19 protein-coding genes are annotated in these 25,463 nt (G+C 65.9%); 12 read left to right on the top strand and 7 right to left on the bottom strand.

Annotated features, from left to right (window positions below; all coding sequences use genetic code 11):
• Position 1 precedes the first annotated feature (1 nt).
• Positions 2-799: a 5'-methylthioadenosine/adenosylhomocysteine nucleosidase gene (locus BMY06_RS34725; protein ID WP_074987440.1), complete on the bottom strand. Its 798-nt coding sequence runs from the start codon at positions 797-799 to the stop codon at positions 2-4.
• Positions 800-873: 74 nt separating this feature from the next.
• Positions 874-3,252, bottom strand: coding sequence for a UvrD-helicase domain-containing protein (locus tag BMY06_RS34730; protein ID WP_074987441.1), 2,379 nt, complete (start codon positions 3,250-3,252; stop codon positions 874-876).
• Between the two features lie 354 nt (positions 3,253-3,606).
• Here BMY06_RS34730 and BMY06_RS34735 point away from each other — a divergent pair, with 354 nt between their 5' ends.
• Together BMY06_RS34735 and galU are read left to right on the top strand one after the other, a co-directional pair.
• Entirely contained in the window at positions 3,607-6,474 is a 2,868-nt protein-coding gene (locus BMY06_RS34735; protein ID WP_074987442.1) for a valine--tRNA ligase, read from the top strand.
• Between the two features lie 65 nt (positions 6,475-6,539).
• A complete protein-coding gene (gene galU / locus BMY06_RS34740; protein ID WP_065065871.1) occupies positions 6,540-7,421 on the top strand; it encodes a UTP--glucose-1-phosphate uridylyltransferase GalU in 882 nt (293 codons plus the stop codon).
• A gap of 92 nt (positions 7,422-7,513) precedes the next feature.
• Here the strand turns inward: galU and BMY06_RS34745 are convergent, their stop codons facing one another.
• From BMY06_RS34745 to BMY06_RS34760, 4 genes are all read right to left on the bottom strand, one after another.
• The gene (locus tag BMY06_RS34745; protein ID WP_027815106.1) at positions 7,514-7,741 is read right to left on the bottom strand and encodes a sulfurtransferase TusA family protein; all 228 of its coding nucleotides are present in this window, start codon (positions 7,739-7,741) and stop codon (positions 7,514-7,516) included.
• Between the two features lie 152 nt (positions 7,742-7,893).
• Entirely contained in the window at positions 7,894-8,949 is a 1,056-nt protein-coding gene (locus tag BMY06_RS34750; protein WP_074987443.1) for a Gfo/Idh/MocA family oxidoreductase, read from the bottom strand.
• Positions 8,950-9,049: 100 nt separating this feature from the next.
• Positions 9,050-10,066: an inositol 2-dehydrogenase gene (iolG, locus tag BMY06_RS34755; RefSeq protein ID WP_074987444.1), complete on the bottom strand. Its 1,017-nt coding sequence runs from the start codon at positions 10,064-10,066 to the stop codon at positions 9,050-9,052.
• Positions 10,059-10,949, bottom strand: coding sequence for a MurR/RpiR family transcriptional regulator (locus tag BMY06_RS34760; RefSeq protein WP_074987445.1), 891 nt, complete (start codon positions 10,947-10,949; stop codon positions 10,059-10,061). The genes iolG and BMY06_RS34760 overlap by 8 nt, the downstream gene beginning before the upstream one ends.
• A gap of 270 nt (positions 10,950-11,219) precedes the next feature.
• Here BMY06_RS34760 and BMY06_RS34765 point away from each other — a divergent pair, with 270 nt between their 5' ends.
• From BMY06_RS34765 to iolB, 7 genes are all read left to right on the top strand, one after another.
• Positions 11,220-12,281 carry a sugar ABC transporter substrate-binding protein gene (locus BMY06_RS34765; protein WP_074987446.1) on the top strand — a complete coding sequence of 354 codons (1,062 nt, stop codon included), beginning with the start codon at positions 11,220-11,222 and terminating at the stop codon, positions 12,279-12,281.
• A 142-nt stretch (positions 12,282-12,423) separates the two neighbouring features.
• Entirely contained in the window at positions 12,424-13,599 is a 1,176-nt protein-coding gene (locus tag BMY06_RS34770; protein WP_065065876.1) for an ABC transporter permease, read from the top strand.
• 13 nt (positions 13,600-13,612) lie between these two features.
• Positions 13,613-14,476 carry an ATP-binding cassette domain-containing protein gene (locus tag BMY06_RS34775; protein WP_244144456.1) on the top strand — a complete coding sequence of 288 codons (864 nt, stop codon included), beginning with the start codon at positions 13,613-13,615 and terminating at the stop codon, positions 14,474-14,476.
• Positions 14,477-14,515: 39 nt separating this feature from the next.
• Positions 14,516-16,549 carry a bifunctional 5-dehydro-2-deoxygluconokinase/5-dehydro-2-deoxyphosphogluconate aldolase gene (locus BMY06_RS34780; protein WP_074987447.1) on the top strand — a complete coding sequence of 678 codons (2,034 nt, stop codon included), beginning with the start codon at positions 14,516-14,518 and terminating at the stop codon, positions 16,547-16,549.
• Complete coding sequence (iolD, locus tag BMY06_RS34785) at positions 16,546-18,552, top strand: 3D-(3,5/4)-trihydroxycyclohexane-1,2-dione acylhydrolase (decyclizing) (RefSeq protein ID WP_074987448.1); 2,007 nt, start codon at positions 16,546-16,548, stop codon at positions 18,550-18,552. The genes BMY06_RS34780 and iolD overlap by 4 nt, the downstream gene beginning before the upstream one ends.
• A gap of 33 nt (positions 18,553-18,585) precedes the next feature.
• Positions 18,586-19,509, top strand: a complete 924-nt coding sequence (gene iolE, locus BMY06_RS34790; protein ID WP_074987449.1) for a myo-inosose-2 dehydratase — start codon at positions 18,586-18,588, stop codon at positions 19,507-19,509.
• A complete protein-coding gene (gene iolB, locus BMY06_RS34795) occupies positions 19,506-20,309 on the top strand; it encodes a 5-deoxy-glucuronate isomerase (RefSeq protein WP_065065880.1) in 804 nt (267 codons plus the stop codon). Before iolE ends, iolB begins: the two co-directional genes overlap by 4 nt.
• Before the next feature lie 87 nt (positions 20,310-20,396).
• On the opposite strand, the gene BMY06_RS34800 is transcribed toward iolB, so the two are convergent.
• On the bottom strand, positions 20,397-22,109 hold the full coding sequence (locus BMY06_RS34800; protein WP_373681713.1) for a methyl-accepting chemotaxis protein: 1,713 nt from the start codon (positions 22,107-22,109) through the stop codon (positions 20,397-20,399).
• Positions 22,110-22,612: 503 nt separating this feature from the next.
• On the opposite strand from BMY06_RS34800, the gene BMY06_RS34805 reads away from it, so the two are divergent.
• The 3 genes from BMY06_RS34805 to BMY06_RS34815 all read left to right on the top strand — a co-directional run bounded on the left by BMY06_RS34805 (position 22,613) and on the right by BMY06_RS34815 (position 25,451).
• Positions 22,613-23,884 (top strand): MFS transporter, encoded by a 1,272-nt coding sequence (locus tag BMY06_RS34805; protein WP_065065882.1) that lies wholly within the window; start codon positions 22,613-22,615, stop codon positions 23,882-23,884.
• Positions 23,885-24,033: 149 nt separating this feature from the next.
• Positions 24,034-24,519: an adenosine-specific kinase gene (locus tag BMY06_RS34810; protein ID WP_074987450.1), complete on the top strand. Its 486-nt coding sequence runs from the start codon at positions 24,034-24,036 to the stop codon at positions 24,517-24,519.
• Positions 24,520-24,545: 26 nt separating this feature from the next.
• The gene (locus BMY06_RS34815; RefSeq protein ID WP_074987451.1) at positions 24,546-25,451 is read left to right on the top strand and encodes an ATP adenylyltransferase family protein; all 906 of its coding nucleotides are present in this window, start codon (positions 24,546-24,548) and stop codon (positions 25,449-25,451) included.
• The last annotated feature ends 12 nt before the right edge of the window (positions 25,452-25,463 follow it).

The following is a 25,463-nucleotide window of genomic DNA, read 5'->3' on the forward strand; positions in this document are numbered from 1 at the left end:
ATCAGCGCGCGACCGGGGTGTAGGCCGCGAGAAAACGCTTGAGAATGCCGGTCGAGTAGGTGCCGGCGATATCGGCGAGAAACGACGAAAACGACGTGCTCGCGTGTTCGTCGGCGGTGTCGGAGATGGTGCGCACGATCGCGCACGGCACGTCGTATTCGTGGCAGACCTGGGCGATCGCGGCGCCTTCCATTTCCACCGCCAGCGCGTCGGGCAGCAGCGCGCGCAACGCGCCCACGGCGGCGGCGCTCGCGACGAACTGATCGCCGCTGATCACGAGGCCGCGATGCACGCCCGGCCGCGCGTTCGCGAGGCGCGGCAGCGCGGCGCCGAACTGCGCCGACAGCGCGTCGCCCTCTTCCGCGATGAAGCGCTCGCACGCGGCGGCCAGCGCATCGGCGAGCGCGCGGTCGGCGTCGAAACGCGAGCGCGCGAGCAGCGGAATCTCGTGACGCGGAAACAGCGGCTCGGCGTTCATGTCGTGCTGGAGCAGCGTTTCGCCGACCACCACGTCGCCCACGTGCACGTTCTCGCCCACGCCGCCCGCCACGCCGGTAAACACGATCGCATCGACATCGAACGCGTGGATCAGCGCGCTCGTCGTGGCCGCCGCCGCCACCTTGCCGACGCGCGCCAGCGTGACGACGCACGGCGCGCCGTGCACGGTGCCGAGGTGGTAATCGCGCTTGCCGAAGGTGCGCGTGACGACGCCCGATTCGGCCTGCATGGCGGCGATCAGGTCGCCGAGTTCCTGGGGCAGCGCGGCGAGCACGCCGAGCGGACGGGAAGTGGTGTTCATCGTCGGAATCTTCCGGAAAAGGCGTGATGGGCGTGCGCCGTGGCACGCCCGTTTTTTACGCTTTGGCGTGTGCGTCAGTCGACGGCCTGGAGCTTGGCCACCGCCAGCGCGAGCCACTTCTCGCCGTGGCGCTTGAAGCGGACTTGCGCCTTGGCATCGGTGCCGCTGCCTTCGAGCGCGATGATCGCACCCTCGCCGAACTTGGTGTGGAACACGGCCTGACCGACGCGGAAACCCGACTCGGCGGCGCGCTGTTCGTTCGCGTAGGACGGCAGCGGCGTCTTGTCGGCCACGTAGGCGTCGCGATCGCGCGAGCCGCCACCATTGCCGCCGCTCCCATTGCCGCCGCGCGAGAACCAGTCGCGGCCCCAGCCCGCGTTATCCGAGCGGCCGCCCCAACGCGCGCCCGCCTCGACCTTCGGCGTGAGCCACTTGAGCGACTCCTGCGGCAGCTCGTCGAAGAAGCGCGAGCGCACGTTGTAGCGCGTCTGGCCGTGCAGCAGACGGCTCTGCGCGAACGAGATATACAGCCGCTCCTTCGCGCGCGTGATCGCCACGTACATCAGGCGGCGCTCTTCTTCCAGACCGTCGGCTTCCATCGCGCTGTTCTCGTGCGGGAACAGGCCCTCTTCGAGACCGGTGATGAACACCGCCGTGAATTCCAGGCCCTTCGCCGCGTGCACCGTCATCAGCTGAACGGCGTCCTGGCCCGCCTGCGCCTGGTTGTCGCCCGCTTCGAGCGACGCGTGCGAGAGGAAGCCCGCGAGCGGCGTCATGACGTCGGGATTCTGCGCGGGATCGGTGATCGTGGCCGCGTCGAGCACTTCGATTTCGCCGTCCTGCGAGACCAGTTCCGGCGCCTTGCTCGCGCCCGGACGCAGCGGAATCGAGCGCGCCGGCGTGTCCATGCCGTAGCCCTCTTCGCTGACGAAGGCCGTGGCCGCCGTCACGAGTTCCTGCAAGTTCTCCAGCCGGTCCTGGCCTTCGCGCTCGTTCTGATAGAACTCGGCGAGACCGCTCATGCGCACCGTGTATTCGACGGTTTCCGGCAGGCTCATCTGCGCCGTTTCGGCGCGCATCTTCGCGACCAGATTGGCGAACGCGCCGAGGCTCGTGCCCGCCTTGCCCGTGACGTAGGGAATCGCCGCGGCCATCGAGCAGTTGTACAGACGCGCCGCGTCGGCCAGTTGCTCGATCGAGCGCGCGCCGATGCCGCGCGTCGGGAAGTTCACGACGCGCGCGAAGGCGGTGTCGTCGTTCGGATTGTCGATCAGGCGCAGATACGCGAGCGCGTGCTTCACTTCCTGACGCTCGAAGAAGCGCAGCCCGCCATACACCTTGTACGGCACGCCGGCGTTCACGAGCGTGTGCTCGATCGTGCGCGACTGCGCGTTGCTGCGATACAGAATCGCGATTTCGTGACGCGCAAGCCCCTGGTTGATGAGCGCGCGAATCTCTTCGACGATCCAGCCTGCTTCCTGCGAATCGGTGGCCGCCTCGTAGACGCGCACCGGCTCGCCGTGCCCCGCGTCGGTGCGCAGATTCTTTCCCAGACGCCGCGAGTTATGCGCGATCAGATGGTTCGCCGCATCGAGAATATGGCCGTGCGAGCGGTAGTTCTGCTCCAGCTTGATCAGATGCTTGACGCGGAATTCCTCTTCGAAGTCGCGCATGTTGCCGACGTTCGCGCCACGGAATGCGTAGATCGACTGGTCGTCGTCGCCGACCGCGAAGATCGCGTTGCCCGGGCCCGCGAGCAGCTTGAGCCACGCGTACTGGAGCTTGTTGGTATCCTGGAACTCGTCGACGAGAATGTCGCGGAAACGGCTCTGGTAATGCGCGCGCAGCGGCGCGTTATACGACAGCAGTTCGTAGCAGCGCAGCAGCAGCTCGGCGAAATCGACCACGCCTTCGCGCTGGCACTGCTGGTCGTAGGCCTCGTACAGCTCGACGAACTTGCGGTTGAAGTCGTCGGTGACGTCGACGTCCTTCGGACGCAGGCCCTGCTCCTTCGCGTTGTTGATGAAGTACTGGAGGTTCTTCGCCGGGTACTTCTCGTCGTCGATGTTCAGGCCCTTCATCAGACGCTTGATGGCCGACAGCTGGTCGGCCGTATCGAGGATCTGGAAGGTCTGCGGCAGGCCCGCGTCGCGATAATGCGCGCGCAGCATGCGATTGCAGAGACCGTGAAAGGTGCCGATCCACATGCCGCGCGTGTCGATCGGCATCATGGCCTGCAGACGGCTCATCATTTCGCGCGCGGCCTTGTTCGTGAAGGTCACGGCGAGAATGGTCATCGGCGAGGCGAGACCCTGCTGGATCAGCCACGCGATGCGCGTGATGAGCACGCGCGTCTTGCCGCTGCCCGCCCCGGCCAGAATGAGCGCCGGTTCGTTTGGCAGCGTGACGGCGGCGTGTTGTTCGGGGTTCAGATTCGCGAGCAGTTCGGGCATGGAATAGCGAGGAGTGAGGCGCGCGCGGGGCGGCGCAACGGGAAAGCCGGACGACATTATAAATCCCGCCCGCCCGCGCTGCCGTCCGTGGACCGGTGCGTCCATCCGGGTCGGAATCCGGGCCTGAACGGCGTGCCCGGGTGAATCGTCAAGGCGCGTCCGTCATGCCGCCCTTCGCGGCGTCCTTCGCGGCGCGCAACATGTGCGCAACGTGTTCGCAACGTGTTCGCAATACCCGCTCAACCGCGCCGCCGCCGCGTGCGCGCCATGCAAGCTCTCGACAGGACGGGGCGCACGCGGCACTTCCCCTTATAATTGACCGTTTCCGCATCTCTTTTTCGGCAGATTCCACCCATGAGCGACAGCACGCTAGCGAAAAGCTTCGAGCCCCAGACCATCGAGGCCCAATGGGGCCCTGAGTGGGAGCGTCGAGGCTACGCGGCCGCGACCTTCGAGCCCGGCCGCAAGAACTTCTCGATCCAGTTGCCGCCGCCCAACGTCACCGGCACGCTGCACATGGGGCACGCGTTCAACCAGACGATCATGGACGGCCTCACGCGCTTTCACCGCATGCTCGGCGAAAACACGCTGTGGGTTCCCGGCACCGACCACGCGGGCATCGCCACGCAGATCGTGGTCGAGCGCCAGCTCGACGCGCAGAAAGTTTCGCGCCATGACCTCGGCCGCGAGAAGTTCGTCGAACGCGTGTGGGAATGGAAGCAGCAGTCGGGCTCGACCATCACCGGCCAGGTGCGCCGCCTCGGCGCGTCGATCGACTGGTCGCGCGAGTACTTCACGATGGACGACAAGATGTCGGCCGCCGTGCGCGACGTGTTCGTGCGCCTTTACGATCAGGGCCTGATCTATCGCGGCAAGCGCCTCGTGAACTGGGACCCGGTGCTGGGCACCGCCGTCTCCGACCTCGAAGTGGCGAGCGAAGAGGAAAACGGTCATCTGTGGCACATCCGCTATCCGCTCGCGGACGGCTCGGCCACGCTCACCGTCGCCACCACGCGTCCGGAAACCATGCTCGGCGACACGGCCGTGATGGTGCATCCGGAAGACGAGCGCTATGCGCACCTGATCGGCAAGATGGTCAAGCTGCCGCTGACCGACCGCGAAATCCCCGTGATCGCCGACGACTACGTCGACCGCGAATTCGGCACGGGCGTCGTGAAGGTCACGCCGGCGCACGACTTCAACGACTACCAGGTCGGCCAGCGTCACGGCCTGCCGATGATCGAGATCCTCACGCTCGAAGCGAAGATCAACGAGAACGCGCCGGAACAATACCGCGGCCTCGACCGTTTCGAGGCGCGCAAGCAGGTCGTCGCCGACCTCGAAGCGCTCGGCGCGCTCGAATCGGTGCAGCCGCACAAGCTGATGGTGCCGCGCGGCGACCGCACGGGCGTCGTGCTCGAACCGCTGCTCACCGACCAGTGGTTCGTGGCGATGACCAAGCCGGCGCCGGAAGGCACCTTCAATCCGGGCAAGTCGATCACCGAAACCGCGCTCGACGTGGTGCGCAACGGCCAGATCAAGTTCGTGCCGGAAAACTGGACCACCACGTACAACCAGTGGCTCGAAAACATCCAGGACTGGTGTATCTCGCGTCAGCTCTGGTGGGGCCATCAAATCCCGGCGTGGTACGGCGAAAACGGCGAAATCTTCGTCGCGAAGACCGAGGAAGACGCCCGCGTGCAGGCCGACGCCAAGGGTTACACCGGCGCGCTCAAGCGCGACGAAGACGTGCTCGACACGTGGTTCTCGTCGGCGCTGGTGCCGTTCTCGTCGCTCGGCTGGCCTGAAGAAACGCCCGAACTGAAGGCTTTCCTGCCCTCTTCGGTGCTGGTCACGGGCTTCGACATCATTTTCTTCTGGGTGGCGCGCATGGTCATGATGACCACGCACTTCACCGGTCAGGTGCCGTTCGAGACGGTCTACGTGCACGGTCTCGTGCGCGACGCCGAAGGCCAGAAGATGTCGAAGAGCAAGGGCAACACGCTCGACCCGATCGACATCGTCGACGGCATCGACCTGGAAACGCTGGTCGCCAAACGCACCACGGGCCTGATGAACCCGAAGCAGGCCGCCACCATCGAAAAGAAGACGCGCAAGGAATTCCCGGACGGCATCGCCGCCTACGGCACCGACGCGCTGCGCTTCACGATGGCATCCATGGCCACGCTCGGCCGCAACGTCAACTTCGACCTGGCGCGCTGCGAGGGCTACCGCAACTTCTGCAACAAGCTCTGGAACGCCACGCGTTTCGTGCTGATGAACTGCGAAGGGCACGACTGCGGCTTCTCGAAGCCGGGCGACTGCCAGCCGGGCGATTGCGGCCCGGGCGGCTACACGGACTTCTCGCAGGCCGACCGCTGGATCGTCTCGCAGCTCCAGCGCACCGAAGCCGAAGTCGCGAAGGGTTTCGCCGACTATCGCTTCGACAATGTGGCCAATGCCATTTACAAGTTCGTTTGGGATGAATACTGTGACTGGTATCTGGAACTGGCGAAAGTGCAGATCCAGACCGGTACGCCCGAGCAGCAGCGCGCCACGCGCCGCACGCTGCTGCGCGTGCTGGAAACCGTGCTGCGCCTCGCGCATCCGGTGATTCCGTTCATTACCGAAGCGCTGTGGCAGAAGGTTGCGCCGCTGACCGACGCGTACCCGAAGGGCGCGAAGGAAGGCGAGGCATCGATCATGATGCAGCGCTACCCGCTCGCGGATTCGAAGAAGGTCGACGAAGCCGCGGAGCAATGGGCCGCCGACCTGAAGGCCGTGATCGACGCCTGCCGTAACCTGCGCGGCGAGATGAGCCTCTCGCCCGCGGTCAAGGTGCCGCTGCTGGCCACCGGCAACGCCGAACGCCTCGCCACGTTTGCGCCTTACGCGCAGGCGCTCGCGAAGCTTTCGGAGGTCCAGATCATCGCCGACGAGGCCGCGCTCGACGCCGCTTCGGCGGGCGCGCCGGTTGCTATCGTAGGAACGGACAAGCTCGTGCTGAAGGTGGAAATCGACGTCGCCGCGGAACGCGAGCGGCTCTCGAAGGAAATCGCACGACTGTCCAATGAAGTGACGAAGTGCAACGCGAAGCTCGGTAATGAAAGTTTTGTCGCAAAAGCTCCGCCTGCCGTGGTTGAACAGGAGCAGAAACGACTGGCAGAATTCCAGGCCACGCTCGGCAAGCTGACCGCGCAACTCGCGCGCCTGCCTGCCTGATTCGGCTAAGGTGACGGATGGCGGCGCGCGGGCGACGTCATCCCACCACGACCAGGACCATAGACATGCTAAAAGTAACGAAAGCGGTATTCCCGGTGGCGGGCCTCGGCACGCGCTTCCTTCCGGCAACGAAGGCCAGCCCGAAGGAAATGCTGCCGGTCGTCGACAAGCCGCTGATCCAGTACGCGGTCGAGGAAGCCGTCGCGGCGGGCATCACCGAAATGATCTTCGTGACCGGGCGCAGCAAGCGCGCGATCGAGGACCATTTCGACAAGTCGTATGAGATCGAAGCCGAACTCGAAGCGCGCGGCAAGGAAAAGCTGCTCGAACTGGTTCGCAACATCAAGCCGAACAACGTCGACTGCTTCTACGTGCGCCAGCCGGAAGCGCTCGGTCTCGGTCACGCCGTGCTGTGCGCGGAAAAGCTCGTGGGCGACAACCCGTTCGCCGTGATTCTCGCGGACGACCTGCTGTACGGCACGCCGCCCGTCATGCAGCAGATGGTCGAAGTGTTCGACCACTACCATAGCTCGGTGCTGGGCGTGGAAGAAATCCCGCCCTCGGAAACGCGCTCGTACGGCATCGTCGACGGCAAGGAGTGGGAAGACTCGATCGTCAAGCTGTCGGGCATCGTCGAAAAGCCGGCGCCCGAAGTCGCGCCGTCGAACCTCGGCGTCGTGGGCCGCTACGTGCTCAAGCCGCGCATTTTCGACCACCTCCGCTCGATCAAGCCGGGCGCGGGCGGCGAACTGCAACTGACCGACGCCATCCAGTCGCTGCTCGCCGACGAGCAGGTGCTGGCGTACAAGTATCACGGCACGCGTTTCGACTGCGGCAGCAAGCTCGGCTACCTGAAGGCGACCGTGGAATTCGCGCTGCGTCACCCCGAAGTGGGCGACGACTTCGCCGAATACCTGCGCACGCGCAACCCGGTGCTCGAAGGCTGATGGAAGGCTGATCCGCTTTCCGCCGGACAGAAAAAAGCCCGCAATCTCGCGATTGCGGGCTTTTTTATGCGCGTGAGCGGCGGCGCGCGAGTTTATCGCCGGCGCATCAGGAACACGAACGTCTTGTCCTGCTGCGTGCTCTCCACGATCTCGTTGCCGGTCTGCTTCGCGAACGCGGCGAAATCGCGCTGCGAGCCGGGATCGGTCGCGAGCACCTTGAGAATCTGGCCGCTTTCCATGTCGGCGAGCGCCTTCTTGGCGCGCAGGATCGGCAGCGGGCAGTTCAGCCCGCGTGCATCCACTTCCTTGTGAACCTGAATCTGCATCGGGGTGCTTCCTTCTGTGGCGCGCCGCCGAGGCTGCTCGCGGCGCTGGTGCTCTGCTTGACGTGACGTCAGATAGCGGCGATTTTACCGCAGCAGCGCCCTGCCCCGCTCGCCCATGAACGCACGGCGGATGCACCCCGCGCGAGTCAGAGCGTCACCGCCTGCCCCGTATGCAGCGATTCGCGCAGCGCACAGCCGATGCGCGTCGCCTCCAGCGCGTCCTCCAGCGACGCACCCTCGCCAGCATCGGCCGTGGCGCCGTTGAGTCGCGCGCGCACCGACGCCACGAACGCCTGCGCCTCGATCAGAAACGCTTCCTCGAAACGCTCGAAGAACGTCGGCGTGCATTCGCTGCGCATGCCGAGCGCGTCGTAGATCTCGACGCGGTTGCTGCGCGGCACACGACCGATCGCCAGCGCGCCCGCCGTGCCGATCACCTCGCTCGACGTGTCGTTGCCGTGCGCCATCGTGCGCGAGGCGTAGAACATCGCGAGCTTGCCGCCTTCGAATTCGCAGATCGCGACGCCGTTGTCGACGTCGCCGAAATCGCGCAGGCCGTCGTGCAGCGCGATCGCGCCCGCCGCATAGACGCGCGTGGCGCGCGGCTTGCCGAGCAGCCAGCGCGCGACGTCGATATCGTGCACCGTGCAGTCGAGAAAGATGCCGCCCGAGGTGGGCGCGAAACGCACGAAAAAACCATCGGGATCATTGAGATCGCAGTTCTGCGAGCGCACGAGAAACGGTTTGCCGATCTTGCCCGCGCGCACCTTCTCGAAGGCATCGTGATAGCTCGGGTCGAAACGGCGCATGAAGCCGATCATGACCTGCTGGCCCGCATGGCGGCGCGCCTCGTCGACCACGCGCTCGCATTCCGCGACGTCGAGCGAGAGCGGCTTTTCGCAGAATACGTGCTTGCCCGCGCGCAATGCGTCGACGATCTGCTGCGCATGCAGCGACGACGGCGTGACCAGCCAGACCGCGTCGATTTCGCTATCGGCGAGCAGTTGCGCGTAGTCGCCGTAGAGCCGCGTCGCGGGCAGCGTGTCGCGCGCCCATGCGAGGTCGTCGTCGAGCGGACTGCACGCCGCCGCCAGCACCGCGCCCGGCACACGGTACGCGAGATTGAGCGCATGCCGCCGCCCGAGCCGCCCCAGTCCCACCACGCCCACGCGCAACGGCCGGGCACGTTCGTTTGCCTGCATAGTCCGCCTCCAGAATACTATTTCGTCATCCTAGCTATTTGGGCGACGCCGCGAACCAATCGCGACGCCCCTCACACTGCATCGATGCTTCGTGAACGCGTCAAGCGCCCACTTTCACCACGCGTCCTTCGCGCCACGACAGCGCCGTCGCTTCCGCGAGTTCCAGCGCCTTGAGGCCGTCGGCGACCGTCGTGCGCACCGGTTTGCCCTGCGTGACCGCTTCGTGGAAATGCGCCATTTCGCTCGCATACGCGGCGCGATAACGCTCGAGGAAAAACGCTTCGGGCACGTCCTGCGCGACCGAAGTCTTCGACCACGCCACCACTTCGGTCGGCTTCATGTTGCCGGCCTGCAGCATGCCCGCGCTGCCGAGCACCTCGAAGCGCTGGTCGTAGCCGTAGGCCGCGCGCCGCGCCGTATTGATCTGGCAAAGGCGGCCGCGCTTCGTGCGGATCGTCACGGCCGTCGCGTCGATATCGCCCGCTTCCGCGATGGCCGGATCGGAGAGGCAACTGCCCGTGGCATGCACGGTGTCGGCTTCGTCGTCGAGAATCCAGCGGAAGATGTCGAAGTCATGAATCAGCATGTCCTTGAAGATGCCGCCCGAATGCTTGATGTACTCCACGGGCGGCGCGCCCGGATCGCGGCTCGTCACCACCAGCATTTCCGGCGTGCCGATCTCGCCCGCGTCGAGGCGCTGCTTGAGCGCGGCGAAAGTCGGATCGTAGCGGCGCTGAAAACCGATCATCGCGACCACGCCCGCGCGCGCCACGGCGTCGGCGCATTCGCGCGCGCGGCCAATCGCGAGATCGACGGGCTTTTCGCAAAAGATATGCTTGCCCGCCGCCGCCGACCGCATGATCAGCTCCGAGTGCGTATCGGTCGACGAGCAGATCACCGTCGCGCCGATCGACGCATCGCCGAACGCTTCGTCGATCCCGGCCACCTGCGCGCCGTGCTGTGCCGCGAGCGCCTGCGCCGCCTCGCGGTTCACGTCGATCACGTACTTCAGGCGCACGCCGGGCTGGCGCGCGAGATTCGCCGCGTGAATGCGGCCGATGCGTCCCGCGCCGAAAACCGCTACGTCCAGCGCCTGGCCTGCTGCTCCACTAGTCATCGTATCCTCCGGTGTCGGTCGATTCTTCTACGTTGAGTTCGAGCCGGTACGCAAGCGCCACGAACAGCGCCTGGCACAGACAAAACGTGCTGGTCAGCGAGCGGAACGCGAACGCGCTCCCCTCCTTCACATAGAGTTGCGCGTCCGCGTGACGCGCGAGTGGCGACAGCTGGCTGTCGGTGATCACGAGCGTCTTCGCCTGATGCTGCTGCGCCACGCGCAGGCAGTACTGCGTTTCCTTGCCGTACGGCGCGAAGCTGATGGCGATCACCACGTCGCCCTTCTTCACGCTGCGGATCTGCTCGTGATACATGCCGCCGAGCCCCGAAACGAGGTGCACGCGTTTGCGCGTGTGCTGCAGCGCGTAGACGATATAGCTCGCCACCGCGAACGAACGGCGCACGCCGATCACGTAGATGTTGTCGGCGTGTTCGAGCATGCGCACGGCGGCGTCGAACTGCGCGTCGTCGAGACCCGCTTCGAGTTCGTCCAGCCCGCTGCGGCACGCGCCGATAAACTCGCGCGCCACCGTGCCGCCGAGCGCCGGATCGGCCTTGCCGTCCTTCTCGTCGATCAGCTGGCGAATGCGCTGCTGATAGCTCGTGGGCGAGCCGCCCTGGCCCGCGTACGCCTGACGAAACACCGCCTGCAGATCGGAGAAACCCGAAAAGCCGAAGCGCTGCGCGAAGCGCACCACCGCCGAGGGATGCACGCCGCAGCTCGCGGCGATGTCGCTCGTGCGGTCCATCATCACGCTCGCGCGGTTCTGTTCGATGTAAGTCGCGACGTTCTTCAACTGTCGCGGCAGCGCTTCGTAGTCGTGTGCGATGCGCTGCATCAATTCGTCGACGCCCGCTACGGCGTCGCTTGTCTCGTCGGCCATGATCGTTTTTTCCCCTGGCTTGCCGCAGTGCCGCAAAACCCTTGCTGGGCGGGCGTTTGAGGGCAAGCCGACGGAGCCGATTATAGGCACGCGCGCTCATGAATGGAACAGATTTTCCATTTTTATTTGCAATGAAATTTCTGTTGCAACGGCTCGAACGATCGCCTAATCTTGTCCATGAGCAACGTGAAGCACGCATGCCGACGTGCACGGCGAACGCGCACCGCGCTCACCTCAAAAACGAACGACAGACCGAGAAAGGTGGAGACAATGACGCAACGCAAGGGCAAGACCATGCTCAGACGGTTGGCCGCGGCGCTCGCGCTGGCAGCGGGACTGGGCGGCTTGAGCGGATTGGGTGCGCAGACGGCGCAGGCCGCCGACGCGCACTTCGTGCTGATCAGCCACGCGCCGGATTCGGACTCGTGGTGGAACGTGATCAAGAACGCCATCAAGCAGGCCGACGAAGACTTCAACGTCGAGACCGACTACCGCAATCCGCCCAACGGCGACATCGCCGACATGGCGCGCCTGATCGAACAGGCGGCCGCGCGCAATTACGACGGCGTCATCACCACCATCGCCGACTTCGACGTGCTCAAAAGCTCCATCGGCAAGGTCACGGCCAAGAAGATTCCGCTCGTGACGATCAATTCCGGCACCGAGGAACAAAGCGCGCAACTGGGCGCGATCATGCACGTGGGCCAGCCCGAATACGTGGCGGGCCACGCCGCCGGCGAAAAGGCCAAGGCCGCGGGCGTGAAGTCGTTCCTGTGCGTGAACCACATCGCCACCAACACCGTGTCGTTCGACCGCTGCCGCGGCTTCGCGGAGGCCATCGGCGTCGACTACAAGACCTCGACGATCGACTCGGGCCAGGACCCGACGGAAATCCAGTCGAAGGTCAGCGCGTATCTGCGCAACCATCCGAACACGGGTGCGATCCTCACGCTCGGCCCGGTGCCGGCCGCCGCCACGCTCAAGGCGGTGCAGCAGATGGGCCTCGCGAACAAGATCTACTTCTGCACCTTCGACTTCTCGGACGACATCGCCAAGGCGATCCGCGCGGGCACGATCCAGTTCGCCATCGACCAGCAGCCGTATCTGCAGGGCTACATTCCCGTGGCCGTGCTGGCGATCGTGAAGAAGGACCACACGACCGATCCGGCGAAGATCCGCCAGATCCTCGAAGCGAATCCGAAGTTCAAGCAGCGCCTCGAAACCTACGGACTGCAACCGTCCTATGGCCCGAAGAACATCCGCTCGGGTCCGGGTTTCATCACCAAAGAGAATCTGGACAAGGTGGTGAAGTACGCGGGTCAGTACCGCTGATCCGTCACGTCATTTCGTCAGCCACGCGCGGCGGCGGTTCGCTACACGCGACACCGACTCGCCTCTCGCCAGCCTCGCCGCGCGTCATTCACCGGGCCAGTCACGCCATAACGGCACATAGGTCCGGGACACAGGAGACATCATGGGTGTAGCCGGCAAACACTTTCCCTCGCATGCACCGGACGACGCGCAAGATCCGCGCGCGCCCCAGCCCGCTCAGGCGAGCGCCTCGCATGGCGATGAACGCGTGCGCCGCGAATCGTGGTTCGGCCATCTGCTCGGCCGCCCCGAATTCGCCGCGATTTCCGGCACCGTGCTCGTATTCGCCGTGTTCGCGATCGGCGCAGGCGGCTCCGGCATGTTCGACCTCGACGGCGTGATGAACTGGTCGCAGGTCGCCGCATATTTAGGCATCCTTTCCGTTGGCGCGTGCCTGCTGATGATCGCGGGCGAGTTCGATCTTTCGATCGGCTCGATGATCGGCTTCGCGGGCATGATGGTGGCGATTCCCACCATGTATTTCCACTGGCCCATCGCGCTGTCGATCGTCTTCGCGTTCGTGGGCTGCACCGCGCTCGGCGCGCTCAACGGCTACCTCGTGATGCGCACGCGGCTGCCCTCGTTCATCGTCACGCTCGCGTTCCTGTTCATCCTGCGCGGCCTCACGCTCGCGCTCTCGATCATGTTCGCCGATCGCACCATCGTCTCGGGCGTGGGCGACGTCGCGAAAGCCGACTACGTGACCAACCTGCTCTTTCACGGCACCGCGTTCAAAGGCCTGTTCGTGGCGCTCGCGCATATCGGCATCGGCAAGATGCTCGACAGCGGCCAGCCGCTCGTGCCCGGCGTGCCGAAGGTCATTCTCTGGTGGTTCGCGCTCGTGATCGTCGGCGCATTCGTGCTGGCCAAGACGCGTTACGGCAACTGGATTCTCGCCGTGGGCGGCGACTCGAACGCCGCGAAGAACGTGGGCGTGCCGGTCAAGCGCGTCAAGATTTCGCTGTTCATGCTGACCGCGTTCTGCTCGTGCCTGTTCGCGGTGCTGCAGGTGTGCGATATCGGTTCGGCCGCCGCCGACCGCGGTCTGCAAAAGGAATTCGAAGCGATCATCGCCGCGGTCATCGGCGGCACGCTGCTCACGGGCGGTTACGGCTCGGTGATCGGCGCGGCGTTCGGCGCGTTGATCTTCGGTGTGGTGCAGATCGGCATTACCTACACGAACATCGATTCGGACTGGTTCCGCGTGTTCCTCGGCATGATGCTGCTGATCGCCGTGCTCTTCAATCACTACGTGCGCCGCCGCGTCGCGCAATCGTAACGGGAGGCTCACCATGTCCGAATCACAAGACTTCGCACCGGCGGGCGCACAAAACGCGCAAAACGCGCAAACGGCGCAGGCCGCCGCGCCCGGCAGCGACACGATTCTCGCGCTCGAAAACGTCAGCAAGTACTTCGGCAAGGTCATCGCGCTCAACGGCGTCACGTTGCGCCTGAAGCGCGGCGAAGTGCACTGCCTGCTCGGCGACAACGGCGCGGGCAAGTCCACGCTCATCAAGACGCTCGCCGGCGTGCACGCGCCCACCGACGGTCAATACTTTGTCGACGGCAAGCCCGTGCGCTTCGAGTCGCCGAAAGACGCGCTCGACCTCGGCATCGCCACCGTGTATCAGGATCTCGCGCTGGTGCCGCTGCTTTCCGTTGCGCGCAACTTCTTCATGGGCCGCGAGCCGCAGAAAAAGCTGTTCGGTTTCATCAACGTGATGGATCTCGATTCGAGCGCGCAGATCGCCCGGGACCGGCTCTCGGAAATGGGCATCCATGTGCGCGATCCGCATCAGGCCATCGGCACGATGTCGGGCGGCGAACGCCAGTGTCTCGCGATCGCGCGCGCCATTCACTTCGGCGCCCGCGTGCTGATTCTCGACGAACCGACCGCCGCACTCGGCGTGAAGCAGAGCTTCAACGTGCTCAAGCTGATTCACGCGGCGCGCGCGAAAGGCATCTCGGTGATCTTCATCACGCACAACGTGCATCACGCCTACCCCATCGGCGACTCGTTCACGCTGCTCAATCGCGGCCGCTCGCTCGGCACCTACACGAAAGACACGATCAGCAAGAACGAAGTGCTCGACATGATGGCCGGCGGCGCCGAAATGCAGAAGATGATCGCCGAACTCGACGGCGCCACCATCTGAGCAGGCCCGCGTCCCGCACCGAACTCATCAGGAATGCTCATGGCTATCATCCCCACCAACCCGACCCGCACCACGCCGAGCCGTTTTGCGCCGGGCCGCAGCCGCGACATCGTGTGTCTGGGCCGGCTGGGCGTCGATCTCTACGCGCAGCAGGTTGGCGCGCGGCTCGAAGACGTGTCCACGTTCGCCAAGTATCTGGGCGGCTCGTCCGCGAACATCGCGTTCGGCTGCGCGCGCCTCGGCCTGCAGTCGGCGATGCTCACGCGCGTCGGCGACGACCACATGGGCCGCTTTCTCACCGAAACGCTCGCGAAGGAAGGCTGCGATACGAGCCACATTCGCGTCGATCCCGAACGTCTCACCGCGCTCGTGCTGCTGGGCATCAAGGACCGCGACACGTTCCCGCTGATCTTCTACCGCGAGAACTGCGCCGACATGGCCGTCGATCCCGCCGACTTCGACGAAGCGTTCATCGCCTCCGCGAAAGCGCTGCTGATCACCGGCACGCACTTCTCCACCGAACAGGTGAACCGCACGAGCCTCGCCGCGCTCGACTACGCGCGCCGCAACAACGTGCGCACGGTGCTCGACATCGATTATCGTCCGGTGCTCTGGGGTCTCACGGGCAAGGCCGACGGCGAGACGCGCTTCGTCGCCAGCGCGGGGGTGAGCGAGCATCTGCAGCGGATTCTGCCGAACTTCGATCTCGTGATCGGCACCGAGGAGGAGTTCCGTATCGCGGGCGGCAAGGAAGCGCTCGTCGATGCGCTCAAGCGCGTGCGCGAGGTCTCGTCCGCGACGCTGCTGGTCAAGCGCGGGCCGCTCGGCTGCCAGATCGTCGAAGGCGCGGTGCCCGATTCGCTCGACGACGTGCCGATGCAGCGCGGCGTGGAAGTCGAGGTACTCAACGTGCTCGGCGCGGGCGACGCGTTCGCCTCGGGCTTTCTCTCGGGCTGGCTGCGCGACGCGCCGCTCGAAGACTGCGCGCGCGCCGCGAATGCGTGCGGCGCGCTGGTCGTTTCGCGCCACGGCTGCGCGCCCGCCATGCCCACGCCCGCCGAGCTCGACTACTTCCTGAGCGAAGCGCAAGCCGACCCCGTGCGCATGCGCCGCCCCGACCGCGACGCGACGCTCGCGCGCCTGCATCGCGTCACGCCCGCACGCAAACGTCATGACGAAGTGCTCGGCTTCGCCTTCGATCATCGCAATCAGTTCTTCGATCTCGCGCAGCAAACGGGCGCGGACGAATCGCGCATTGCGCATCTGAAGAATCTCTATGTGGAAGCGGTCGCGCAAACCGAAAGCGCGCTCGGCCTGCAGGGCAAGATCGGCGTGCTGATCGACGACCGCTACGGTCAGGACGCACTCAACGCCGCCACGGGCCGCGACTGGTGGATCGGCCGCCCGGTCGAGTTGCCGGGTTCCGTGCCGCTCGTGTTCGATCATGGCCGCTCGATCGGCACCACGCTCGCGAGCTGGCCCATCGGCCATACCGTGAAGTGCCTCGTGCAATTCCATCCCGACGAACCGATCGAGCAGCGTCTCGAACAGGAAGCGCAATTGCGCGCGCTCTACGACGCCGTGCAGGCGAGCGGCCACGAACTGCTGCTCGAAGTGATTCCGCCCAAACTCGACGGCAAGCCGAATCCGCCCGGCACGATCGCGCGCGCGCTCAAGCGGCTCTACAACATCGGCCTCTATCCCGAGTGGTGGAAGCTCGAACCGCTGGACGCGGCGCAATGGCGCGAGGTCGACGCGCTGATCGCCGAGCGCGATCCGCATTGCCGCGGCGTGGTGCTGCTCGGGCTCTCCGCGCCGATGGATCAATTGATGAGCGGCTTCAAGGCGGCGGCGGCCTCGCAAACCTGCCGCGGCTTCACAGTCGGCCGCACGATTTTCTACGAGCCGAGCTACGCGTGGCTCAAGGGCGATATCGACGACAAGACGGTGATCGCACGCGTGCGCACGGCGTTCGAAACACTGATCGCCGCGTGGCGCGAGGCGCGCGCTGAAGCGCAGACCGCGCAGTCTTCGCCGGCTCATCAAGCCGCGCGCGAGGAGAAAGCAGCATGAATCAACGCATCGCTCCGATCTCGCACGCGGCGCAGGAAAGCTCGACGAGCGTTGCGCAGCATCCGCCAGGCGCCACCGTGCGCCTGACCGCCGCGCAAGCCGTGGTGCGCTGGCTCGCGGCGCAACGGGTGGCCTGCGAGGACGGTTCGGGCCGCACCGAACCGCTGTTCGGCGGCGTGTTCGCGATCTTCGGCCACGGCAACGTCGCGGGCCTTGGCGAAGCGCTCTATCAATATCGCCACGAATTGCCGACGCTGCGCGCGCACAACGAGCAGGCGATGGCGCACAGCGCGATTGCCTATGCCAAGGCGCATTTCCGCCGCCGCATGATGGCGGTGACGACCTCGATCGGCCCCGGCGCGACCAACCTCGTCACCGCCGCGGCGCTCGCGCACGTGAACCGTCTGCCGCTGCTGCTGCTGCCCGGCGATATCTTCGTGTCGCGCGAGCCCGATCCGGTGCTGCAACAGATCGAGGATCAGCAGGACGGCGGGCTCTCCGCGAACGACGCGCTGAAGCCGGTCTCGCGTTACTTCGATCGCATCGTGCATCCGGCGCAATTGCTGAGCGCGTTGCCGCGCGCGCTGCGCGTGCTGACCGACGCCGCGCAGTGCGGCCCCGTCACGCTCGCGCTGCCGCAGGACGTGCAGGCCATGGCGTGGGATTACCCGGCCAGCTTCTTCACGCCGCGTCTCGTGAACTTCCATGCGCCCGCGCCCATCGCGAGCGAAATCGACGCGGCGCTCGCGCAGTTGCGCCGCGCGCGCCAGCCGCTGATCGTCGCGGGCGGCGGCGTGCTTTATGCGCGCGCGTCGGAAGCGCTGCGAGCGCTCGCCGCCGCGCGCGGCATTCCCGTCGCCGAAACCCAGGCGGGCAAAGGCGCGCTCGCGTGGGACGACCCGCTCAACGCGGGCGCGATCGGCGTGACCGGCTCGCCCGCCGCCAATGCGCTCGCGCGCGACGCCGATTGCATCCTCGCCGTCGGCACACGCCTGCAGGACTTCACGACGGGCTCGAACACGCTGTTCGCGCACGCGAGCATCGTCAGTATCAACGCGAACGGTTTCGACACGCTCAAGCTCGATGCGATCGCCGTGCAAGCCGACGCGAAGCTCGCGATCGCGGCGCTCGATGCGCAACTGAACGCGCAATTGAACACGCAGCTCGACGGCTGGCGCGCCGACGCCGCGTGGACCGCGCAAGCCATCCGTCTCGCCGATGCCTGGCGCGCGAGCGTCACGGCGCTCACGCACGCGCAGCAGGAGCCCGACACCCTGCCCTACGACGCCGATGTGATCGGCGCCGTGCAGCGCTCGTCCCCTCGCTCGGATACCGACGATATCGTCGTGTGTGCGGCGGGCACGCTGCCGGCCGAACTGCACAAGCTCTGGCGCGCGGGACGCCCCGGCGCGTATCACGTCGAATACGGCTACTCGTGCATGGGCTACGAGATCGCGGGCGGCCTCGGCGCGAAGCTCGCGCGACCCGAGCGCGAAGTGATCGTGATGGTCGGCGACGGCAGCTATCTGATGATGAACAGCGAGATCGCCACCTCGGTGATGCTGGGCGCGAAGCTCATCATCGTCGTGCTCGACAATCGCGGTTATGGCTGCATCAATCGTCTGCAACAGGCGTGTGGCGGCGCGCCCTTCAACAACCTGTTCGACGATTGCGCGCAAGGTCCGCTCGGCGCGCCGCAGATCGACTTCGCCGCGCATGCGCGCGCGCTCGGCGCAGAGGCCGAGCACGTCGCGAACGTGGCCGAACTGGACGCCGCGATGCAACGCGCGCGCGCGGCGACGCGCACGTATCTCGTGTGCATCGACACCGATCCGGCGCGCACCACCGAGGAAGGCGGCTGGTGGTGGGAAGTGGCGGTGCCGGAAGTGTCGCCGCGCGCGGCGGTGCGCGAGGCGCGCGAGCGCTACGTGCAGCAGATCGCGGAACGCCACGCACACGCCTCGCACGCGTCAGACGGCGACGCCCCCAAAAACGAAGCATGAAGCACCCGACGCTCCACAGATCGAGGAACGCACATGAGCGCATTTGAAGTACGCATCGGCATTAATCCGCTGTCGTGGATGAACGACGACCTGCCTTCGCTTGGCGGCGAGACGCCGCTTTCCACGGCGCTGACCGAAGGCCGCGAGATCGGCTACGAGGGTTTCGAGCTCGGCAACAAGTTTCCGCGCGAGCCGCAGGCGCTCAAGACACTGCTCGCGCAATACGATTTGTCGCTGGTGTCCGGCTGGTACTCCGGCATGCTCGCGAAGCGCAGCGTGCCGGAGGAAATCGCCGCCGTGGATCGCCATCTCGATCTGCTCGCGCAGAACGGCGCGACGGTGATGGTCTATGGCGAGGTCGCCGACTCGATTCAGGGCGCGCCGCGACCGCTCTATCAGCGACCGCGTTTTTTCAGCGAGCAGCAGTGGGACGCATACGCGGAGCGCGTCGACGCCTTCGCTCGACATACGCTTTCGCGCGGCGTGCGGCTTGCGTATCACCATCACATGGGCGCGTACGTGGAAACGCCCGCCGACGTCGACAAGCTGATGGCGCGCACGAGCGATGCCGTGGGCCTGCTGTTCGACGCGGGCCACATTACCTTCGCGGGCGGCGACCCGGTCGCGGAACTCGACAAGCATATCGCGCGCGTGTGCCACGTGCATTGCAAGGACGTGCGCCCCGCCGTCGTGAAGCTCGCGCGCAATCGCAACTGGAGTTTTCTCGATGCGGTGCTCGCGGGCGCGTTCTCGGTGCCAGGCGACGGCGCCGTGGATTTCGCGTCGATCATCGCGAAGCTCAAGCAGCATGGCTATCGCGGCTGGCTCGTCGTGGAGGCCGAACAGGACCCCGTGATCGCGCCGTCGTATGCGTATGCGCAGAAGGGTTATCGCACGCTGCGCTCGCTGGTCGATTCGGATACCGAAACACTTTCTCGAACGAAGGAGGCAGCATGAGCCTGCTCGTGAAGGCCGCGCGCGAAGGCCAGACGATCGCGCGCGTCACGCCCGCCAGCGCGGGCTGGCGCTATGTCGGGTTCGCCGCGTACCGGCTCGGCAAGGATGAACTCGTCTACGTGCACGAGGTCGACCGCGAGAGCTGCATCGTCGTGCTCTCGGGCGCCGTGGATATCGAAGCCGATGGACAGCGCTATTCGAGCCTCGGCTCGCGCGACAGCGTGTTCGAGGACGCCGCGCCGGTCGCGCTCTACGTGCCGCCGGGCGTGAAAGCCGTCGTGCGCGCGACGCGCGACGCCGAAGTGGGCGTCGCGAGCGCGCCCGCGAAAGGCACGCTGCCCGTGCGCCTGATCGAGTCCGCGCAGATGAAGCGTTCGACGCGCGGCAAGAGTGCGAATACGCGTTACGTCTGCGATATTCTTCCGCAGACCGAGCCTGCGGAATCGCTGCTCGTGGTGGAAGTGCGCACGCCGTCGGGGCATTCGTCGAGTTATCCTCCGCACAAGCACGACGCCGATCGCCTGCCGCAGGAAAGCGCGCTCGAAGAGACCTACTACCATCGCCTGAATCCGCCGCAAGGCTTCGCGTTCCAGCGCGTCTACACCGACGCTCGCGATCTCGACGAAACCCTCGCCGTGGAAGATCACGACGTCGTGATGGTGCCGCGCGGCTATCATCCGGTGGTCGTGCCGTACGGTTACGACTCGTACTATCTGAACGTGATGGCGGGCCCCAGGCGCGAATGGCACTTCCATAACGATCCCGCGCACGAATGGATCATCGAGCGCGACGCGAAATAGCTGCGACATAAACGCGTCACGATGCAAAACGCCGCGTAAAACGCGGCGTTTTCTTTTCCACTTACGTGATCGCTCGCGGACGATCCGTCACGCCAGATGGAACTTGCCGACCAGCCGCTTGAGCACCTTCGCCTGATCGTCGAGCGACTGCGCCGCGGCCGTCGCTTCTTCCACGAGCGCCGCGTTCTGCTGCGTGCCCGAATCCATCTGCGTGACCGCGCGGCTGATCTCCTCGATGCCCGCACGCTGCTCGCTGGACGCCGCCGAAATCTCGCCGATGATGTCGTTCACGCGGCGCACCGCCTTCACGACTTCGTCCATCGTGTTGCCCGCGTCGGTGGCGAGCGTCGACCCGTTCGCCACGCGCTCGACCGAGGCGCTGATCAGCGTCTTGATCTCCTTGGCCGCCGCCGCGCTGCGCTGCGCGAGATTGCGCACCTCGCCCGCGACCACCGAGAAACCGCGCCCTTCCTCGCCCGCGCGCGCCGCTTCCACGGCCGCGTTCAGCGCGAGAATATTAGTTTGAAACGCGATGCCCTCGATCACGCCGATGATGTCCGCGATGCTCTTGGCGCTCTCGTTGATCTCGCCCATCGTCGCGACCACACGGCCCACCACGGCGCCGCCCTTCTCCGCGATCTGCGAGGCGTTGCCCGCGAGCGTGCTGGCCTGCTGCGCGTTCTCCGCGTTCAGGCGCACGGTCGAGGTCAGTTGCTCCATGCTGCTGGCCGTGCGTTCGAGCGCGACGGCCTGTTCCTCGGTGCGCTGCGAGAGATCGAGATTGCCGGTCGAGATCTGGCCGGACGCGGCGGCGATGGCCTCCGCGCTCGCGGCGATTTCCGCGACCGTCGTCGAGAGACCTTGCTGCATGTCGCGCAGCGCGCCGAGCATGCTGTGCGCGTCGCGCTCGCGCACGACGACCGGTTGCGCGAGATCGCCGGAAGCGATGCGCGCGGCGATGGCTTTCGCATGCGCGGGCTCGCCGCCGAGCGCGCGCGACAGCCGCCGCACGACCCATTCGCTGACGAAGAACGCCACGACGAACAGCGCGATCGTGGCCGCCGCCATCATCACGAACGACGACTTGAAGATGAACGCCGACGCCGCGATGGTCGCCTTGGCCGCCGCGCCGCGTTGCTCGACGAGTTGATCGACGAGCTTTTCGAGCTTTTCGGTTTCGACCAGCAGCGAGACGTCCTGGGTGCCGACCTGCCAGCTCATCTGCGACAGATCGAGAGGCTGCGCCTTCACGAGCGTGACGAAGTCGCGCAGATGGCCGCTCCAGGTCTGCATGGCATCGGAGAACTGTTTCTGCGAGGCGAGCGCGTCGGCGCGCGCGTGGCCGCTGCCGGCGTGGGCGGAGAGATCGTCGAGCACCTTCATTTCGTCGACGATCGCGGACAGATCCTTTTCGATGCCGTCGCCGAGTTCGTCGCGTTCCTTCGCCGTGGTCGCCGTGAGCAGCATCTTCTGCGCGCGGCTCGCGCGCAGCACGTGACCGCGCGCTTCCTCGGCGGCGCGGCTCGCGACGTGCCCCTGTTCGTAGATCGATTCCGTGGAATCGTTGAGGCGGCTGATCTGCGTGAGCGAGAACGCGCCAATCGCGAGCGTTCCCACCAGCACCACGGCGAACGCGAGACGCAGCGTCGCTTTCACCGAGAGGTGCGAGGCGGTGTCCGCCGCCGCGCGCTTCCTGCTCTTGCCCTTGCCTTTACTGCCACCGCGCCCCGTTGCGCCGTTTGCGCCTGGCGCCCCCAATTCGTCCGGCACGAACCCCGCATGGCGGCTCGCTTCAGTCATTGCTCGCATCGTTATCGGTCTCCAGCTTGTTGTACGACGTGCGCCGCGCCGGCTGCGTCCAGGCTCTCCGATATCCGCCCAAACCCGCCGACGCCTCTCGCTGAGCGCTCGTGGCGACTCATGCATGGCGCAACGCCTCAACTCCGGTCAACGGCACGGCGCCGCGCGATCTTTAGCGTGTCGCACTGGCGTCGTCGTCCGCGTACCGGCCCCGTAATGTCGCGGAAATGTTCGCGCATCTTCGCGGGTTATAACCGGCCAAAATCCGCCGCCAAAATTGCCGCGACAAATTTCCCGTTTGCGCGAGACGCCTGCGGCAAGGCGTCGCGGCGGAATCGCGGTGATCGGTGTCCGAATCGCGACAAAACTTGTCCGTACGATTCTTCCAAGACACATTACACTGCGCTTCATAACTCCTATATACGACTCTTTCATGCCGTCGCCGCATTGATTGCCTCGCGCATTCAGCCGGCGTCCGCTTGATGCTCTCCTGCCAAAGACATATGGAAACCAGCCTCGACAAGCGCGCCCTGTCCGGCGCCGCCGCTGCGTCCGCAGCGTCCACCGCCACACCTTCCGCCGCGCCGGCCGTGCAGCGCACGGTCTACAGCGTGCTCGGTGCGATCAGTTTTTCGCACCTGCTCAACGACATGATCCAGTCGCTGATCCTGGCCATCTATCCGATGCTCAAGGACAACTTCGCGCTGTCGTTCACGCAGATCGGCCTGATCACGCTCACGTACCAGATCACGGCGTCGATGTTGCAGCCGCTCGTCGGCGTCTATACGGACAAGCGCCCGATGCCGTATTCGCTGCCCGTCGGCATGGGCTTCACGCTCTGCGGCCTGCTGCTGATGTCGGTCGCGCCGAGCTTCGGCGTGCTGCTGGTCGCCGCCGCGCTGGTTGGCTGCGGCTCGTCGGTGTTCCATCCGGAGTCGTCGCGGGTTGCGCGCATGGCCTCGGGCGGCCGCCACGGCCTCGCGCAGTCGTTGTTCCAGGTCGGCGGCAACGCGGGCTCGTCGCTCGGACCGCTGCTGGCCGCCGCGATCATCATTCCGCATGGTCAGCGCAGCATCGCGTGGTTCTCGGTGGCCGCGCTGGTGGCGATGTTCGTGCTCACGCAGATCGGCCGCTGGTACAAGGCGCATCCGAATCTCAAGAAGAAGCGCGCCGAAGCGCCTGCCGTCGCGCTCTCGCGTGGACGCGTGGCGATGGCCATCAGCATCCTCGTGCTGCTGGTGTTCTCGAAGTACTTCTACCTCGCGAGCATCAACAGCTACTTCACGTTCTATTTGATCGACCGCTTCCATCTGCCCGTGCAGGCCGCGCAGGTGCACCTGTTCGTGTTCCTCGCCGCCGTGGCCGCGGGCACGATCATCGGCGGCCCGGTCGGCGACCGCATCGGCCGCAAGTACGTGATCTGGGGTTCGATCCTGGGCGTCGCGCCGTTCACGCTGCTGCTGCCCTACGCGAACCTGTTCTGGACCAGCGTGCTCACGGTGATCATCGGCATCGTGCTGGCCTCGGCGTTCTCGGCGATCCTCGTCTACGCGCAGGAACTGATTCCGGGCAAGGTGGGCATGGTCGCGGGCCTGTTCTTCGGCTTCGCGTTCGGTCTCGGCGGCATCGGCGCGGCCGTGCTCGGCCAGCTCGCGGATGCCACCAGCATCACGTTCGTCTACAAGGTCTGCTCGTTCCTCCCGCTGATCGGCATTCTCACGGTGTTCCTGCCCGACGTCGAAGGGAAAAAGAAACGCGCGAAGGCCGCTGCTTAAACCGCACTGCGCGCGTCGCACCGAAAACGGCCGGCTGCCTGCGAAGGCGCCGGCCGTTTTTTCGTCGACGATCCGCGCCGCTTGCATTGGCCGCGACTTCGAACCATGCTGGAAGCCTCTGCCTTCGAGACGTTCGCGCGAGGTCCGCCATGCAGCTTTCCACGGTTGAAATCGTCAAGCCCGAAGCGACCAACTTCATCCTCGGGCAATCGCACTTCATCAAAACGGTCGAGGACCTGCACGAAGCGCTGTACGGCGCGGCGCCGGGCATCGCGTTCGGGCTGGCCTTCTGCGAGGCGTCGGGCAAGCGCCTCGTGCGCCGCTCGGGCACGCACGAAGCGCTCGTCGACATGGCGACCGATAACGCTCTGCGCATCGCGGCGGGCCACAGCTTTATCGTGTTTCTCGGCGACGGCTTCTTTCCCGTCAACGTGCTCAACGCGGTCAAAGCCGTTCCCGAGGTGTGCCGCATCTTCTGCGCGACGGCCAATCCGACCGACGTGCTGATCGCGGAAACCGATCGCGGACGCGGCATCGTCGGCGTGGTGGATGGCGCGCCGCCGCTCGGCGTCGAGACCGACGACGACGTGCGCTGGCGCAAGGATCTGCTGCGCGCGATTGGGTACAAGTCGTGAGCGCCGGGTCCGTCACACATTCGCCGATGACATCGACACCGCTCACGTCCGCCACGCTGCGCGCCGCGCTCGACGCGCAAACGCGCCACGCGCTGCAATGCGGCGCGCTGCAACCCATCGACACGGTCCTCACGCATCTCGACGACGGCGGCGTGCGTTTCGCCGTGCGCCAGGTGTCGAGCCTCGCGCGCAAGGAGATGGCGCGGCGCACCGAGGCCATTGAAAGCAGCGCAACGCGCCGCAACCCATTTCTGCCCTGCGACGACGATCTGTGCGTCGGCACGCTCTCGCCGACGCATCTCGCGCTGCTCAACAAATACAACGTGATCGACGATCATCTGCTGATCGTCACGCGGCGTTTCGTGCCGCAGGAAGCGCTGCTCGATCTCGACGATTTCGCGGCGCTGCTCGTCGCCTTGCGCGGGTTCGACGCGCTCGGTTTCTACAACGGCGGCGCAGCGGCGGGCGCGAGTCAGCCGCACAAACATCTGCAGGCGGTGCCGTTGCCGCTCGACGCGTCCGGGCCCGCGATTCCGATGGAAGTTTTATGGCAATCCGCGCAATCGGAAAACGGCATCGCGCGCGTGCCGGGCTTGCCGTTCGCGCACGCACTCGCCGCGCTCGATCTGCGGCAAGGCACCGCCGACGAGGCCGCGCGGCATGCGTGGCGCACCTATCGCGCGCTGCTCGATGCGGTGGGAATCGGCGCGATCGACGTGGAAGGACTCGCGCATCAACGTGCGCCCTACAACCTGCTCGTCACGCGGCGCGAGATGCTGGTGGTGCCGCGCACGCAGGAATGCGTGGACGGCATGTCGATCAATGCGCTCGGTTTCGCGGGTTCGCTATTCGTGCGCGACGCGCAGCAGTGCGCCGCGCTCGCGCACATCGGAGCGATGACGGCGCTCGCACGCGTCGCTCAACCTCGTTGAGCGCGCAACGAT

This window comes from Paraburkholderia tropica (assembly GCF_900109265.1).
GTDB classification, from domain to species: domain Bacteria; phylum Pseudomonadota; class Gammaproteobacteria; order Burkholderiales; family Burkholderiaceae; genus Paraburkholderia; species Paraburkholderia tropica.